Genomic DNA, 14,644 nt, shown 5'->3' on the forward strand with positions numbered 1-14,644 from the left:
AGCCGCGAGACTAGAAATTGCTGGCGATCGCCGCCGGATTTCCCACCACCGTTGCAAACGGTGAACCGCTCGCCGCACTTAGCGCTCCGCCACCGCCTACCTGGAACACAGAAATATTGTTGGATCCCTGATTGGCAACAAACACCAGCCCGCCCGAGTTGCCAGATGCGATATATACAGGATTCGTGCCAGCGGCGTAGGGCGAGCCGCTGATTGCCGTCAGCGCTCCCGAGCCGCCGATGGAGTAGCCCGATACGTTCCCCGACCCGGAATTGGCGACGTACACCGAACTTCCGACAACCCGCACACTCACGGGCGTTGTTCCCGCCGCAATCGGCGATCCGGAGATAGCTGAAAGCGAACTCCCCGCTACGGCAAAGGCGAGGACGCTGTTCGCCGCCTGGTCGGCGACATAAAGAAACTTGCCGCTGGAATCGACGTCGAGCGCCGTCGGGCTGGTTCCCGCCGCAAAGGGTGAGCCGGCCGCCTGGGTCAGACTCCCGCTCGCCTGATCAACCGTATAGACCGACACCGTTCCCGCACCCTGGTTGGCGACGAACAGCGTGTTCCCGGTCGTTGCCAAACCGCTCGGCCCGGCGGAAGTGGCAAAAGGCGATCCTGTTATCTCGGTCAGAAGACCGGTGCTGCCGTCCTGGCTGAATACGGAAATTGAATTCGAGCCCTGGTTGGCCACGAACACGAACTTGCCGTTGGAATCCATGACCATGGAAAGCGGGTTCAAGCCGGTCTTGGGTGGCGTGGAGGTCACCGTCGTGGTGCTGAGAACCTGGGCGGTGCGGGCCCCCGAGAGCGTACCCGAACCTCCGATCGCGTACTCCGATATCCCGCCTGGCTGAGCGCCGCCGGTGGAATCGAGAACGTAGGCGTAGTGGCGAGTCAGGATGATTGCGTCCGGCCGGGAGCCGGTGCCGGCCAGGTTGTTGGTGTCCGCCGTCAACCCCCCTGAGCTGGAGGCCCCGAAGATTTGCACATTCGGCGTTCCCAAGCCGACAACGTAGATCTTCTTGCCATTGCTGCTGCCGCCGCACGCCGTCAAAGCCGCAGTCAACAACACAAGTGCGGCTATGGAAAATGTCCGGGCAGCCCGACGAATGCCGCACTGGGGTTCGACTGTGATGGCACGCACGCGCATGGCTTTACAGTGTATATGAATTGTCCTGTTGCAGAGCAGGGATGGAAAAGCTCAGCGCACAACTATGCCCTGTGACTCGATCACTCTCACGCGGAGGCTAAACACCGGGAAAACCCAAAAGTTGCGGCGCTGACTAATACCTGTCGTTTTGTTCAAAGCAGGGCCGACCCTCGTGGCCGCCGGCCTGGTGAGTGCGTATCTCTCGCGCTATTCGGACGTAGGTCTCCTCCAATTCCTTCTTGCGCTGTTCCGGCAGGCTGAGATCTTCCAGCGCGCTGACAATGTCGTCGAACTCCGACTCGAGGCGCTCCATCTCTGCGCAAAGCATTTTTCACCTCCATTTCCGCGCCGCGGATCACGCCGCGCACCGGGCGATGAGTTCCTTCCTGCTCAATCCCAGGATCCCGTGTTTCTGGCCGACTTTCTTGAAGGCCGCAATCGCCGAATCCAGATGATGCTTTTCGTGAGCGGCCGACATCTGGGTGCGAATGCGCGCCTGGCCCTTGGGCACCACCGGAAAGAAGAAGCCGACCGCGTATACGCCCTCCGCAAACAGATCGCGGGCAAAGTCCTGCGCCAGTTTGGCGTCGTAGAACATGACCGGCACAATCGGGCTGTCGCCTTCCTTGATGTCGAATCCGGCCTCCTTCAGCAACCCGCGCCAGTACTTGGCGTTCCATTCCAGTTTGTCGCGCCGATCGGTGCTGGCCGTGATCAGGTCCATGACCTTAAGCGCGCCCGCCACGATCACCGGCGCCACTGCGTTGGAGAAAAGGTAAGGACGCGCCCGCTGGCGGCACATCTCCACCAGCTCGCGGCGCCCGCTGACGCAGCCGCCGGAAGCGCCACCTAGCGCCTTGCCCAGCGTGGTGGTGATCACATCGATCTTGCCGAGAACGCCACAATGCTCGTGCGTTCCGCGGCCGGTGCGCCCGATGAAGCCGGTGGCGTGCGAGTCGTCGAGAAACACCATCGCGTTGTATTTTTCGGCGAGCTCGACGACTTGATCGAGCTTGGCCGTGTCGCCATCCATCGAGAAAACGCCGTCCGTGATGATCATGCGCGCGCGCTTGTCCTGGTGCTCTTGCAGCTTTTCCTCCAGGTGTTCCATGTCGGAATGCTTGAAGGTGTCCTGCATGGCCTTGCACAGGCGCATGCCGTCAATGATGGAGGCATGGACCAAGCGGTCGGCGATCATCACGTCCTGCTCGTTCAGACAAGCCTCGAAAAAGCCGGCGTTGGCGTCCATGCAGGAAGGAAACAGCAGAGTATCTTCGGTGCCGAGAAATGCGGTGAGGCGATTCTCCAGCTCGCGATGGATGTCCTGCGTGCCGCAGATGAAGCGCACCGACGACATGCCGTACCCGCGGCTGTCCAGGCCGGCGTGAGCGGCGGCGATCACGTCGGGATGACTGGAAAGACCCAGGTAATTGTTGGCACAAACGTTGATGCACTTCCTGATCCCGCTTCCGACGGGAAACTCAACCTCGATTTCCGAAGATTGCGGCGAATGAATGAAACGCTCTTCTTTAAACAGGCCGGCGGCCTTGATCGCCTGGATGTCGGCCAGATAGGAATTGCGGACTGCATCGTGAAAGGCCACGGGTTGCCCTCCCAGTGAAGTTATGAATTCGAAGCCCGAGAACCGAACGCCCGGGGCTCATGCCACGGGGACTTGCTGGAAACGCCGCACCAGCGCCACGATGCTCTGCACGGTGTCAAAGGCCTGGGGCGTGGCGTCAGCGTCGGGAATCTTGATCGAGCACTTCCTCTCCAGGAAACGCTTGAGAGAAACCATGGAGAAGGAATCGACGATGCCCCCCGAGATCAGGGGCGTCGTCTCGGTAACCTCCCGCTCGTCACCTTCCTCCAGGTACTCCTTGATCACGTAATCGCGCACCATTTTGGCGAGTTCGTCCATTGCCCTGTTCTCCTGTTTGCGCAAACCGCTGCGCGTATCACTCGTTCATCACGGTGGAAAGATCGCCCACCGGCTCGTGGAACTCCTTGCAGCGCAAAATCCGGCGCACGATCTTGCCGCTGCGGGTCTTGGGCAAGGAGTCCACGAACTCGATTTCCTGCGGCATCGCCAGCGGAGACAGCCGCTTGCGAATCCGGTTCATGATTTCCAGTTCCAGGTCCGCCGAGGGCTCGTAGCCCCGCTTCAGGGTGACGTAGGCCTTGACGACCTCCATGTTGACGGGATCGGGCTTGGCCACCGCCGCCGATTCGTACACCGCGGGATGCTCCAGCAGCGCCGACTCGATCTCGAACGGGCCGACCAGATGGCCGCCGGTATTGATCACATCGTCGTCCCGGCCCATGAACCAGAAATAGCCATCCGCATCCACCGAAGCGCGGTCGCCGCAGAGGTACCAGCCGTTCTTGAATTTATTTTGAAAGCCCGCCTCGTTCCTCCAATAACTCCGGAACTGCGAGGGCCAGCCGGGGCGCAGCGCGATCAGCCCGGCAACTCCCGGCTGGTTGACCGGCTCATGGGTCTTGGGGTCCAGCACCGTCGCGGTGATGCCCGGAAACGGCTTGCCCATCGAACCCGGTTTGATCCGCATGCCGGGGAAATTGGTGATCACGATGCAGCCGGTTTCGGTCTGCCAGTACGTGTCGTGGAAGGGTTTGCCGAACACTTCTTGCGACCAGATCACCGCCTCGGCATTGAGCGGCTCGCCCACGCTCGCCAGATAACGCAGGCTCGACAGGTCATGCTTGCGGGGAATCTCGTTCCCCTCTTTCATCAGCAGACGGATGGCAGTGGGCGCCGAGTACCAAACGGTGACGCGGCGCTTCTCGATGAACTCATACCAGCGCTCCGCGTTGAAGCCGGAATCGAGCACCACCTGCGAGATGCCGTTCGCCCACGGGCCGATGATGCCGTACGACGTGCCCGTGACCCAGCCCGGGTCGGCGTTGCACCAGTAAATGTCGTCCGGCCGCAGGTCGAGCACGTATTTGGCGGTGAGGTACTGCGAGACGATGGCGTAGTGGACGTGTTGCGCGCCCTTGGGCTGGCCGGTCGTGCCCGAGGTGTAATGCAGTACGGACGGCGACTCGGCGGTCGTCGGATAGACGGCAAAATTCTCGACTCGGGGCAGTTGCTCCATCTGGAAGGCCGTTTCTCGCGTCTGGAGCGGCGAGCCGCCGGCGTCCACCACGATGATGTGGCGCAGTTCGGGCAGTTCATCGCGAATCTTCCGCACTTTGTGCACGTGCTTTTTCTGGGTGATGATCGCCGAGGTCCGGGCGTCGGCGAGACGCACGAACAGCGACTCGTCGCCGAACGCGGAAAAAAGAGGCTGCGCCACCGCTCCCGTCTTCAGAATGCCGAGAAAGCCGATATACAGCTCGGGAACACGGTCCAGGAAAAGACACACGCGTTCGCCGGGCTGGATGCCGAGTTCGACCAGGAACGCGGCGATGCTGTTGGAGAGAACGCGCAGGTTGTCAAAGGTGAACCGCTTCTCGTTTCCGAGATAGTCTTCCCAGATGAGCGCGAGCTTGTCCGCCTGACCGAGGCGGCAAATGCGGTCGCTGCACATCCAGCCAATATTGAGCGGCTGGCCCGGCTCATAGCCCAGTTCACGCTCGGCCAGCGACCAATTGAATCCGGAGACCAGTTCCTCGTAGGACGGCGGGGCCATAACCTGTCCGATCTCGGCGCACGATCCTGGTCACGACTCCAAGATGACCATCGCGCCGGTTTGTCGTTTGCTCGGAGCGACTGAGAGCCTGATGTGCCGCACCCCCAGTTGTTCGGATTCCGATTTCATTCTGTCGTGCAGCACGATTGCACAGTCGTCGCCCAGCTCGACTTCCACCTCGCGCATCATGCCCAGATCAGCGACCTCGACTCCCAAGGCCTTGAGCGTGGCTTCCTTGGCTGCGAAGCACGCGGCATAACATAGTGCCGGTCTTCTATCCCTGCTGCACCGGCTGATCTCCCGGCTGGTGAAGATGCCATCGCCCGACACCCATTCACCTTGCGCGAGTTCCCGCTCCACTCGGCTGGTTGCGACGAGATCGATCCCGAAGCCAATAATCATGACAGTTGCCAGGCGCAACGCCGGATGCAAGCGCCTCGCCTGCTTGCATCATGATCCACCTCAGGGTTCAGGGTGGAGCCGAATTTTCAATTCTGCCCACCCAGGAGTTCCCGAAATAGGCCTCCGGGCACACCCTCGTTGCCACCGCAGCTAATTGCGGTCGCGTAAATTCGTGTTGAGGGTCCTAGAATGGAGGCAGCAGAGGTTCGATTGCCGCCTGCGTTCGGAGGCCGCCATGGAACTGCAACTGACCTTGCAAGAAGAACAACTGGTGGCCGAGGTTCTCCGGCAGTACCAGCGGGAACTGAGGTTGGAGATTTCGCACACCGATCACCATGAGTTCAAGTCGAAGCTGCGTGAACGGGCGCAAGTGTTGGAAGGAGTGCTGGAGAGGCTCGGGGTTTCGCAATTCGCCGCGAATTGATTACCGATCAACCAGCGGCGCCAAAGGCGCACGATGGAATTCGCACCGAAGAAAATTTTGTCGTTAATTGACCTGAGCCAGGCGTCCGCCAATGTGCTGAAGTGGACAAGGCTGTTTGCGGAGAAGTTCGGTTCCGAGGTCCAGATTCTGCATGCCATGTGGCCGCCGGTTCCGCGCGCCGTCACCGAGGCCGAAGGCGCACAGTTGCTGGAAGAATTCGAAGAGCGGCGGGTGGAATTGCAACGGGCCATCCGCGCGCAGGCCGACCAGGTTTTCAACCACCGGATTCACTGCGAAATTGCCGTTGGGGTAGGCCACCCCGTCAAGGTGGTGCTGGGCGGAATCGGCCAATTGCGTCCCGATCTGATTGTGTTGGGCAGCCACGGCCACGACGGCATGGCGCGCTCGTTGATGGGTTCGGTGGCGGAGAACGTGGTGCGCGAGTCGGCTTTTCCCACCCTGGTGGTCAAAGGCGCGGACTTAACGCTGGGCCAGCAAACGCTCAACCGGCTGTTGTGCCCGGTGGACCTTACGCAATCGGCGGCGGAATTTCTGGACGCGTCGGCGAGCCTGGCCAGCAGCTTCGGCGCGACCTTGGAAGTGTTCCGCGTGCTGCCCGATGACACCGCCGATGTGGAGCAGGAAATGGACCGGCTACAGCAATGGGTGCCCGACCTGGTGCGACAGCGCTGTCCGATTTCCGAGACCGTGCATGCGGGCGATACCGCGGAGCAGATCGTCATCTTCGCGCGCCAGCGTGCGGTGGACATCATGGTGGTGGGAGTGGAGCCTCGCAGGTTTCTCGAGTACACGGTTTTGGGCCGGACGACAGAGCGCGTGGTCCGTCACGGGCCATGCTCCGTCCTGGTGTTGCGGCTGGAGCCTCGAAGCAACTAGTCTTGCTATACCTGCGGTACGGGTGCGAAACGGTCGATCTCCACAGCAACGCCGTACTGCCCGCTAGCGGAATCCGAGCGAACGATGCGCCCGTGGCAGCAAACCATCCCACTTAACGGTAATCCGACTTCTTCCGGCAACATGATAACCATGTCGATTTCGCTGCCTAGGTCAATACGAGCATCGGTGAAGAAGAACAGCCCTCGGTCACTGATGTCCTTCGTGGATGCGGCGATGCTGTGCTGGCCCGCCGTAACCGTCGCCGGGGCTTCGTAACGAATGCGCCGCTGATTGCGTCGTTCCTTAGATTTGGAGTCGCTCACTGGTATCTCCCACGCGCCTGAAGGCTGATAATGCTACCGCCGATCCGCTAGTCGCACCACATTTATCAGAGCTCGGTGGGAATGACTGTACAAGAATGGCCAAATTAAAAGGGCCGCGACATTGGTTATGCTCTAGCCGCCAGCTCCTGCGAGGGAGTCAACGACGTGGAACATGCACCGTCACAGCCCCTTGATGCAATCGCTGCTTTCGCAGTGCCGAACCCCAACGGAACCTCGCAGAACCGTCGGTTTTTTCGGGTCCGGCCGCTCAACGAGTCGCCTCGCCGTGCGGATCACCCAGCCTACTTTGGACTGGCGACCGATGATTGACGCCAACCCTTTCAGCCGTCGACGGCAGGGAGATTAGACATTGCACTAATCATTGTCAATGCCCATTTCTTGTGCAACTGTGGAAATTCCGGCCGAATTCCGCGCGGCTCGCGAATGCCCCCGCAACTGGTTCAAGCCAAGCCAAATAGAGTTGCATGATTTGGATTGACTTGCAGATGGGTTGGCGCAATATCTGACTCTACGATTTTTCGTGATCGCCCAGCCGCTTCCTGCGCAGAGGCCACCGCCCATGACGGACGAACTCGACTCGTTGGTGAAGCAAATGTATCAGCGAGGGATTCTCTATCGCGAGGCGGTCAGCGAATTCCAGAAGGTTTTCGTAGCTTCCGCCCTGCACGAATATAGAGGGAACCTCTCCCACGCTGCTCCAAAATTGGGCATGCATCGGAACACTCTGACGCGGGTGATTGCTCAGTTGGGGTTGGATGTTTCCGCGTTTCGTTCCCCGCGACGGCGTCCGCCCGCCAGTGTGACGGCTGCAGAGCGCAAGACGAATGCTCGCCGATAGCGGCTCCCGTCTCCCAAAATTGAACTTGCCCCCCGCACCGAAACGGGAACGACCGCGTCTGCAATGTGCGCTGTGCCCTTGCGGTTTGGCCCCAGCCCGAGCAGCCTGAGAGTGGCGCGAGTCCCTCCTGCTCGCGTACGGCGGTTTGCAGGAGTTGGCGATGTCAACTCTGCGGCAAGTACGCACTCGAAGCTTCTGGGCAAAAGAGTACTCGTGGATTCATTCTGCTTCCTCAGCGCAAATCACTCTGATATCGGCGTTCGCCGGATTTCTAGTCTTCGGCACGGCAGCCATGTGGGAGTGGATCGCATCGCGGGAAGGGTGGTCACTGCTGCCCATGGCGCTGGTGTCCGATGTGGTTGCGGGTACGCTTTCCGGAGTTTTTATCTTTGCGGTGCTCCGCAACGCTCGGGAGCGCCGCCTGGCGATGCTGCGGCGACTCAAAGCCATCCGTGAGATCAATCACGAAATCCGGAACGCGTTGGAATTGATTCAATTGTCCGCCTATTCCACCCAACATCAGCAGGCCATCGACACCATTACGAATGCAGTCGACAGGATTCAGTGGACACTGCGGGAAATCGTCTCTCCAACAGCAGAAGCAGAGGAAACAACATCGGACCGCGATCGAACGCCTTAGCAGCTACGGATGCAGCGAGGAGTCAGGCAATCGCGCCCGAGGCCCTCAGCCAATGCTCGGCAGGATCAACCTTGAGTGGGAGCTTGCGAGACGTTGTGGCCTCGCAGCGATGGGCACGGGCTGCGATGGCGATGCTCCCCAGTTCCGCCGAGGCGGCAACGAAGTCCTTACAGTCGGCACAGAATGCAAGCAAAACTCGACCGTGTATGGACACGTAAACGGAGGAGCGCTCGCCGGCCATAGATTGCACCTTCGCTGTGGCATACACACTTTAATGCCGAATCAAGAGCTGTCAATTGGCGAATGTTAGTGCAATCCGGTCTTCCTCGCAGTCGCTTGACAGAGCGCGTCTTGGCGGAGTTTTGTACCGAATTTCCACAGGCAGTCCGATGGGCGCAGACTTGCTGGTGAATCCGCTCCCCGGAGCGCGTTCGAGTCACTCGATGCGCGTGGGATCGAGCACGCAGTCGAGGCAGAGACGGCGGGCCGGGGCGAAGCCCTCGTGTTTGAAGAAGGCGAGGAGGTCGAAATCATCCCAGGAAACTTCGGTCCGCAGGGTGGTGACGTGAAGAGCAGAAAGATTCATCCGCAACTGCCGGAGCAAAGCCCTGGCGACGTGCTGGCCGCGGTAGGCGGGATGGACGCCGATGGCATCGAGGGACGCGGTGGGCTCGAGGACGCCGTACTCGCCGTAGTAAAGCGAGGCAATGACGAAGCCGACGACGCAGCCGTCGACTTCGGCGGCGAGGGACACCTGCAGCGCCGCCTGCTTCACAGCGCGCTCCAACATCAGCTCAAAGTACCGAGGACGGCGGCGTCCGGTGGCGGCTGCGTCAATGGAGACGACGGCCTCCAGGTCGCGTTCGTGCATGATGCGGACAGGAAGGCTGTCCGTTTCCAGCATGCCGGGTTCGTCCACAGGTTTGGAATTCATCACGATCTCCCTTCTCACGCGCTGCCGAGGGATTGTCCACCGTCCACGCGCAGGATCTGGCCGGTAATCTGCCGCGCGCCGGGTCCGCATAGAAAGGCGACCGCGGCGGCGACGTCGGCGGGTTCGACGAATTTTCCCAGCAGGCTTTCCGCCAGCGCAGCATTTTGAATGTCCTGCGGCATGGATTGGGTCAGCGGAGTGAGCACCCATCCCGGCTCGACGACATTGATGAGGATGCCGAAGCGCGCCACTTCTCGGGCGGCGGTTTTGGCCAGCGCGATGAGCCCAGCCTTGCTCGCCGAATACGCCGCCGTGCCGAACTTGCCCCGCGAGCCGTTGATGGAACCGATGAGCACGATGCGCCCGCCGCCGCCCGCGCGCATCAGGGGAATGGCATGGCGCAACAGCAGAAAGGCGCCGCGCAGGTTCACGCGTTGCACAACATCCCAATCTTCAACCGCAAGTTTCCACAGCACGCCTTCGCGCGAAATTCCCGCGGCGTGTACCACCAGGTCGAGGCGGCCGTACTCGCGCTGCACGGCGGCGAGGGCCGACGACACCGAAGCGTCGCTGCCGACGTCGCAAACCTGGTAAAGCCCGCTGCCTGATGCCGGGCACGCGACATCGAGCGATACCGCGCGCGCGCCCTGCTGATCGAGTGCGGCAACGATGGCGGAACCGATGGCGCCCGAGCCACCAGTTACCACCGCGATCTTGTCCTGGAGAGATGCGTTCACGCTACCACCTCGGCGCGCCGGGCGAGGATGCGATGGCGGTACGCGCCCCAGAGCGCCGCGCCCAGCGCGCCAGCATAAATGGAATCGGCGTGAGTGCGCACCCGCATGTCGAGTTTTTCTTCCGCGATCTTTTCCTCCAGGGCGCGCGTCAGGCCGATGTCGGAGGCGAGACCGCCGGTAACCGCCACGTCTCCGGAAGCGCCGATGGCGCGCAGCAATTTGATGTAGCGTCCCGCCATGGAAAGGTGAATGCCTTTGAGAATGTCGTTGCGCGATATACCGCGGCTGACCATGTTGATCACGTCCGTTTCCGCCAGCACGGCGCAAATGCTGCTGACCAGCTCGGGATTCTTCGCTTCGCACGACAGCGGGCCGACATCTTCCAGCATGATGCCCAGGTAGCGCGCGACGTTCTCGAGAAACTGCCCAGAACCGGAGGCGCACTGGCTGGTCATGCGATAGTTCAACACGCGGCTGCGTTCGTCAATGCACATGGCACGCGCGTGCAGGGCGCCGACATCAATGACCGCACAAACGCCCGGCATCAGGAAAGCGGCGCCGCGCGCGTGCGTGGTCATGCCGTAAAAATGGCCGCTGCGAAAATCCACCAGCTCGCCCTCGCCGGTGCTGGCGGTATAAGCAATGTCGTCGCGGCGCACCCCGGCTGATTGCAGCACAACTTCATAGCCTTCGCGAATGACCTTGCGCAGGTCGCGCCGGCGAATGCGCTCATTGTGCACGGCCAGAGGTTTCGCGGCGCCGTCCGCGGCGGTTTTGACCAGCACAAACTTTGCGCCGCTGGAGCCAACGTCCACGCCGGCGGCGATGATGGTCTCGGCGCTCATGCGGCGCGATCTCCTGCAGCATCGCGCAGAGCGAATAACGCCGCTCCGAGCGCTCCGGTGTAGATGGATTCGGAAGAAATATTGAGCGTGCGCTCGCCGTAATTATGGCGGACAAGGTTCTCCAGCGCGGAGACAGCGGCGGGATTACGCGCCACGCCGCCGGCAAAAGTGAATTCGTTGGAAATTCCTCCGGAGCGCGCCAGCAGCGACATGGCGCGCAGCATGATGGCGCGGTGCAGGCCGGCGAGGATGTCGGACTGCTTCTGGCCGAGCGAGAGGCGGTCGCGCAACTCGGCGCCGGCAAAGACGGTGCATGTGCTGTTGATCTTCACGCTGCAGGTGCTCTCCTGTGCGAGCGTGCCGAGTTCGTGCAGGCCGAGGTTCATTTCGTCGGCGATGTAACCAAGATAGCGGCCGCACCCCGCCGCGCAGCGGTCGTTCATCTGAAAGCTGGTGACGATGCCGGCGGCGTCGACCTGAATCGCCTTGGTGTCCTGGCCGCCGATGTCGAGCACGGTGCGCGTGCCGGGAAACATGGCGTGCGCGCCGAGGCCGTGACAGAGGATCTCGCTGCGAATCTGCTCTTTGGGAAATGGAAGTCGCTGGCGCCCGTATCCCGTGCCGACCATGCCCACGATGCGGAATTCGAGCGAGCGCACTGAGGTGATGGTGGAACGAAGACTGGGGGCACGCTCCCGAATGGCCGCCGGCGCAGTGGCCAGGGTCTGTTCGAGAGCGGCGGCGGCGTGGCGCCCGAAGGCGTCGTCGGTGGCGGCGTTTTCCACTTCCAGGATGGTGGCATCAAACAGGCCGCAGAGAACGTCGAAGGAGATGCGCTTGGGATCGCTGCACTGCTCGGCGAGTTGCATGTAGTCGGCGGCGGCCAAGTCGCGGAAGAAATCGCTCTTGCGCACCGCCAGCTCGCTGAAATGCTCGGCGACCCGGGAGCGCATGGAGTCGCAGATACGCTTCAGAGATTCGTTGATCGCGTCGCGGTTGGAGGCGTAGCGGGGCGCGCCGGCATGGCGATGAAGCGCGGATTCGAGGTGGTTGAGTTGTTCCAGGTGCTGTTGACGGCGGAAATTGCGCGCCAGCGGTCCGAGAAATTTGTTCTCCATTCCCGTGAATTCGGGATCGGCGGCGAGCGCCTGGCGGACGAGTTCAAATCTGGACTGCACCAGGGCTTCCTCGCGCACGATCTGCGACGCGACCTCGTAATTGCTGCGGGTATTGGTGATGCCGCGGCCGATCACGCGGCCCGCACGGTCGAGCGCGACGGCTTTGGTCGTGGTCGAGCCGAGATCGATGCCCAGCACAATTTCCACCGCGCTCATGCGCTCACCCGCTTTTGCTCGAGCATCTGGAGGTAGCTCTCGATGCGGTTCTTGATATTGGCGGAGGAAAAGTAGCGCGGGTCCACCAGGTCGCTCTCGATGAAGCCGCCGGGGACGCCGGTACGCTGCTCGAGTTGGCGCAGCATGAGCAGTTGGCCGACGCTGAAGGAATTACAACTCTTGACGCTGTTGATCATGAACCCGTCGGCGCGGTATTCGCGGATGTAGCGCTCGAGCAGATCGACGCGCGCCGGCAAGCCCAGGTTCGTATAGCAACCGAGGCAGTATTCGGCGAGGCTCTCCAGCGGGCGGTTGGGGTCGTGGCGGAAGCCGCGGTCGTAGAGCCCGCCCACCTTGGTGTAGGTGCTGGCGACCACCACGGCGCCCTCGTCGTAGAACATCTTCCAGAACTCGCGGAAGCTGGTCCAGTTGGGCGGGCCTTCGACGACGAGGCGGTAGCGCTGCCGCTCCATCGTGCCTTCGGGCGTGATGGGGCCGAGGCCGAGGCGGATGCGCTCGGCGATTTCTTCGCGGAGCACGCGGTAGTAGTCGACGCCTTCGGCGGTGCCGCGGAAGGCGGTGAACATCGGCCCGATGTAGTAGACGCCGCCAAAGTAGGCGTCAATCGGCGAGGGCTCGTGTTTCGCGCTCTCCAGCACCCAGACCAGATCGTCTTCCGCCTGCGCGGAGAGGGCGAGCATCTCCGAAAGGCGCGCCTCGTCGTAGCGGCGTCCGCTGATTTGCTCCAGCTTGGGGATGACCTCGGAACGAAGCTGCTGCACAACATAATCCACATGGTGCGGTTCAATGCGGCCGTTGGCCAGGTACGGTACGTGCAGCATGGCGACCGGGCATTGATATTCCTGCCGCAGCAGTTCGAACCACTTCAGAAACGTGAAACAGCCGGTGTAGGAAAGCAGCAGCAGGTCGGGACGCGGTAGCAGGACACCCGTCGGGCCAACGTTGCCCGACTTCAGCATGCCGATGTCGCACTTCACGTAGGTGCAGACATCCTCGCTGTGGCCCTGCTTTTCCGCTTCCGCGATGAAGTTGGCCGAGAGCTTGCGCATGCCCGACTGCAACGCGTTGATTTCCGGAAGGATCGGCAGCAGGTCGAAGGAGCGCAGCAATTCCGTGAGGTTCCCGGGAACGAAGGTGGAGACGACTTGCTGGCCGGTTTCGCGCGCCCGCCCCAGCGACTCGTAGTAATTCCCCACCAGCTCCTTCTGCAGCACCATGCTGCGCTCTTTCTGCACGGATGTATCCTGCAATCCGCTCATGCCTCGCTCCACAGCCGGATGGAATCCGAAAACGTGCCGGCCTGTTCGCGGATGACGGCGAACTGTCCCGTGTCCTCGGAATACTTGAACTGCGTGTGGGGAATGCGCTCGCGCTCGAGCGCCGCCACCAGCATGGGCTGTTCGAGCAGCGCAGGATCACAAAAACTGGGTGCGCAAAAAATGACGCCGTCGGCGCGGTCGCGGCGTACCGAATCCACCAGCCACCGCCCGCGCTGACCGTCCGGCGCGTAGCACGAGGCGGTGGCAACGCTGTGCGCCAGGTAAGCGTGCGCGAGGTTCTCGAGGGGATTGCCGTCTTCCGGCACGTCGGCGGTGAACCAGCGCAACCCGAGCAGCAGGTCGTCGTCCACGATCCAACAGCCCGCACGTTCCAGGGTAACGAGCAAGGCCACCGGAGGCTGCTCGCAGAACATGCCGGTCAGCACAATGCGGCTGCGGTCCTCGGCAAGTCCAGGTTCCTGCGAAGCCAGATCGAGGTAGCGGCGCACCATCGTGGTGTGCTCCTCCGGGGGAAGCACACTGCCCGCTCGCAGCACCGCATAAACCTGCGCGATGGGGTAGAGCCACGGCGAGCGGCTGCGTGCCTGGTAGAGTTCCCGGAGCACCCGGCGGTTCTGGTTGTACACCTGAATGCTGCTGCGGAGGTCTTCATCGGAAATCGGCCGGCCGGCCAGTCGAACCATGTCGTCGCGCATCGCCGCCAATTCCCGCCGCCAGAATTCGCCTCCGACACGAGCGTCGTAATTCTGGGGAAGGTCCACATAGCGCACATAGCGTCCGGGAAAGAGCATGCTCCACATGCCGCTCAGGTTGCGGATCACATCGCAAATGGATGGGAACAACATGCCTTCGAGCGCGTCCAGGCGTCCCGAAAGCGCCAGTTCGATCGTGCTGCGCGGGATGTGGCAGATGTAGCTCTGGAAGTAGGCATCGCCGCGGATGATCTCCAGCCGATCGCCGCCGCCGAAGATGCCGACCGGCAGCATCCCGGCGGCGTGAATCAGTTCCCGCGGGACATACATCGGCATGTAGCCGATCGCCTTCCGCCCGGGTGCGGCGGATTTCCATTCCGCAACCGCCTTGAAGTCCAGATCTTCATACAGCGCTTGCGCGTGGCCGAGGATTGCTTCCAGTTCCCG

Annotated in this window: 17 protein-coding genes; 4 read left to right on the forward strand and 13 right to left on the reverse strand. The window is 61.8% G+C overall.

Annotated elements, in window-relative coordinates; translation table 11 throughout:
- Nucleotides 1–10: 10 nt before the first annotated feature.
- From LAN70_15120 to LAN70_15145, 6 genes are all read right to left on the reverse strand, one after another.
- Nucleotides 11–1,072 carry a lactonase family protein gene (locus tag LAN70_15120; GenBank protein ID MBZ5512484.1) on the reverse strand — a complete coding sequence of 354 codons (1,062 nt, stop codon included), beginning with the start codon at nucleotides 1,070–1,072 and terminating at the stop codon, nucleotides 11–13.
- 214 nt (nucleotides 1,073–1,286) lie between these two features.
- Nucleotides 1,287–1,481, reverse strand: coding sequence for a hypothetical protein (locus LAN70_15125; protein MBZ5512485.1), 195 nt, complete (start codon nucleotides 1,479–1,481; stop codon nucleotides 1,287–1,289).
- A gap of 27 nt (nucleotides 1,482–1,508) precedes the next feature.
- On the reverse strand, nucleotides 1,509–2,723 hold the full coding sequence (gene kbl, locus LAN70_15130) for a glycine C-acetyltransferase (GenBank protein MBZ5512486.1): 1,215 nt from the start codon (nucleotides 2,721–2,723) through the stop codon (nucleotides 1,509–1,511).
- Nucleotides 2,724–2,813: 90 nt separating this feature from the next.
- The gene (locus LAN70_15135) at nucleotides 2,814–3,074 is read right to left on the reverse strand and encodes an acyl carrier protein (protein MBZ5512487.1); all 261 of its coding nucleotides are present in this window, start codon (nucleotides 3,072–3,074) and stop codon (nucleotides 2,814–2,816) included.
- Between the two features lie 37 nt (nucleotides 3,075–3,111).
- On the reverse strand, nucleotides 3,112–4,809 hold the full coding sequence (gene acsA / locus LAN70_15140; protein MBZ5512488.1) for an acetate--CoA ligase: 1,698 nt from the start codon (nucleotides 4,807–4,809) through the stop codon (nucleotides 3,112–3,114).
- Between the two features lie 30 nt (nucleotides 4,810–4,839).
- Nucleotides 4,840–5,241: a 4'-phosphopantetheinyl transferase superfamily protein gene (locus LAN70_15145; GenBank protein ID MBZ5512489.1), complete on the reverse strand. Its 402-nt coding sequence runs from the start codon at nucleotides 5,239–5,241 to the stop codon at nucleotides 4,840–4,842.
- Between the two features lie 205 nt (nucleotides 5,242–5,446).
- Here LAN70_15145 and LAN70_15150 point away from each other — a divergent pair, with 205 nt between their 5' ends.
- Both LAN70_15150 and LAN70_15155 read left to right on the forward strand, forming a co-directional pair.
- Nucleotides 5,447–5,635, forward strand: a complete 189-nt coding sequence (locus LAN70_15150) for a hypothetical protein (protein ID MBZ5512490.1) — start codon at nucleotides 5,447–5,449, stop codon at nucleotides 5,633–5,635.
- 33 nt (nucleotides 5,636–5,668) lie between these two features.
- Nucleotides 5,669–6,532, forward strand: coding sequence for a universal stress protein (locus tag LAN70_15155; GenBank protein MBZ5512491.1), 864 nt, complete (start codon nucleotides 5,669–5,671; stop codon nucleotides 6,530–6,532).
- A gap of 5 nt (nucleotides 6,533–6,537) precedes the next feature.
- Here the strand turns inward: LAN70_15155 and LAN70_15160 are convergent, their stop codons facing one another.
- On the reverse strand, nucleotides 6,538–6,855 hold the full coding sequence (locus LAN70_15160; GenBank protein ID MBZ5512492.1) for a PilZ domain-containing protein: 318 nt from the start codon (nucleotides 6,853–6,855) through the stop codon (nucleotides 6,538–6,540).
- Nucleotides 6,856–7,435: 580 nt separating this feature from the next.
- On the opposite strand from LAN70_15160, the gene LAN70_15165 reads away from it, so the two are divergent.
- Entirely contained in the window at nucleotides 7,436–7,714 is a 279-nt protein-coding gene (locus tag LAN70_15165) for a histidine kinase (protein ID MBZ5512493.1), read from the forward strand.
- A gap of 160 nt (nucleotides 7,715–7,874) precedes the next feature.
- The gene (locus tag LAN70_15170) at nucleotides 7,875–8,354 is read left to right on the forward strand and encodes a hypothetical protein (protein ID MBZ5512494.1); all 480 of its coding nucleotides are present in this window, start codon (nucleotides 7,875–7,877) and stop codon (nucleotides 8,352–8,354) included.
- Nucleotides 8,355–8,790: 436 nt separating this feature from the next.
- Here LAN70_15170 and LAN70_15175 read toward each other — a convergent pair whose 3' ends face one another.
- From LAN70_15175 to bcrC, 6 genes are read right to left on the reverse strand one after another with little or no spacing between them, the layout of a single operon-like run.
- Nucleotides 8,791–9,288 carry a GNAT family N-acetyltransferase gene (locus tag LAN70_15175; GenBank protein MBZ5512495.1) on the reverse strand — a complete coding sequence of 166 codons (498 nt, stop codon included), beginning with the start codon at nucleotides 9,286–9,288 and terminating at the stop codon, nucleotides 8,791–8,793.
- 14 nt (nucleotides 9,289–9,302) lie between these two features.
- Complete coding sequence (locus tag LAN70_15180; protein ID MBZ5512496.1) at nucleotides 9,303–10,025, reverse strand: SDR family oxidoreductase; 723 nt, start codon at nucleotides 10,023–10,025, stop codon at nucleotides 9,303–9,305.
- Entirely contained in the window at nucleotides 10,022–10,870 is an 849-nt protein-coding gene (gene bcrD, locus LAN70_15185; GenBank protein MBZ5512497.1) for a benzoyl-CoA reductase subunit D, read from the reverse strand. Before bcrD ends, LAN70_15180 begins: the two co-directional genes overlap by 4 nt.
- Nucleotides 10,867–12,195, reverse strand: coding sequence for an acyl-CoA dehydratase activase (locus LAN70_15190; protein ID MBZ5512498.1), 1,329 nt, complete (start codon nucleotides 12,193–12,195; stop codon nucleotides 10,867–10,869). The genes bcrD and LAN70_15190 overlap by 4 nt, the downstream gene beginning before the upstream one ends.
- 5 nt (nucleotides 12,196–12,200) lie before the next feature.
- Nucleotides 12,201–13,484 (reverse strand): benzoyl-CoA reductase subunit B, encoded by a 1,284-nt coding sequence (bcrB, locus tag LAN70_15195; protein MBZ5512499.1) that lies wholly within the window; start codon nucleotides 13,482–13,484, stop codon nucleotides 12,201–12,203.
- The gene (gene bcrC / locus LAN70_15200; GenBank protein MBZ5512500.1) at nucleotides 13,481–14,638 is read right to left on the reverse strand and encodes a benzoyl-CoA reductase subunit C; all 1,158 of its coding nucleotides are present in this window, start codon (nucleotides 14,636–14,638) and stop codon (nucleotides 13,481–13,483) included. The genes bcrB and bcrC overlap by 4 nt, the downstream gene beginning before the upstream one ends.
- Between the last annotated feature and the right edge of the window lie 6 nt (nucleotides 14,639–14,644).

Source organism: Terriglobia bacterium (assembly GCA_020072845.1).
Taxonomy (GTDB): Bacteria; Acidobacteriota; Terriglobia; order Terriglobales; family Acidobacteriaceae; genus JAIQGF01.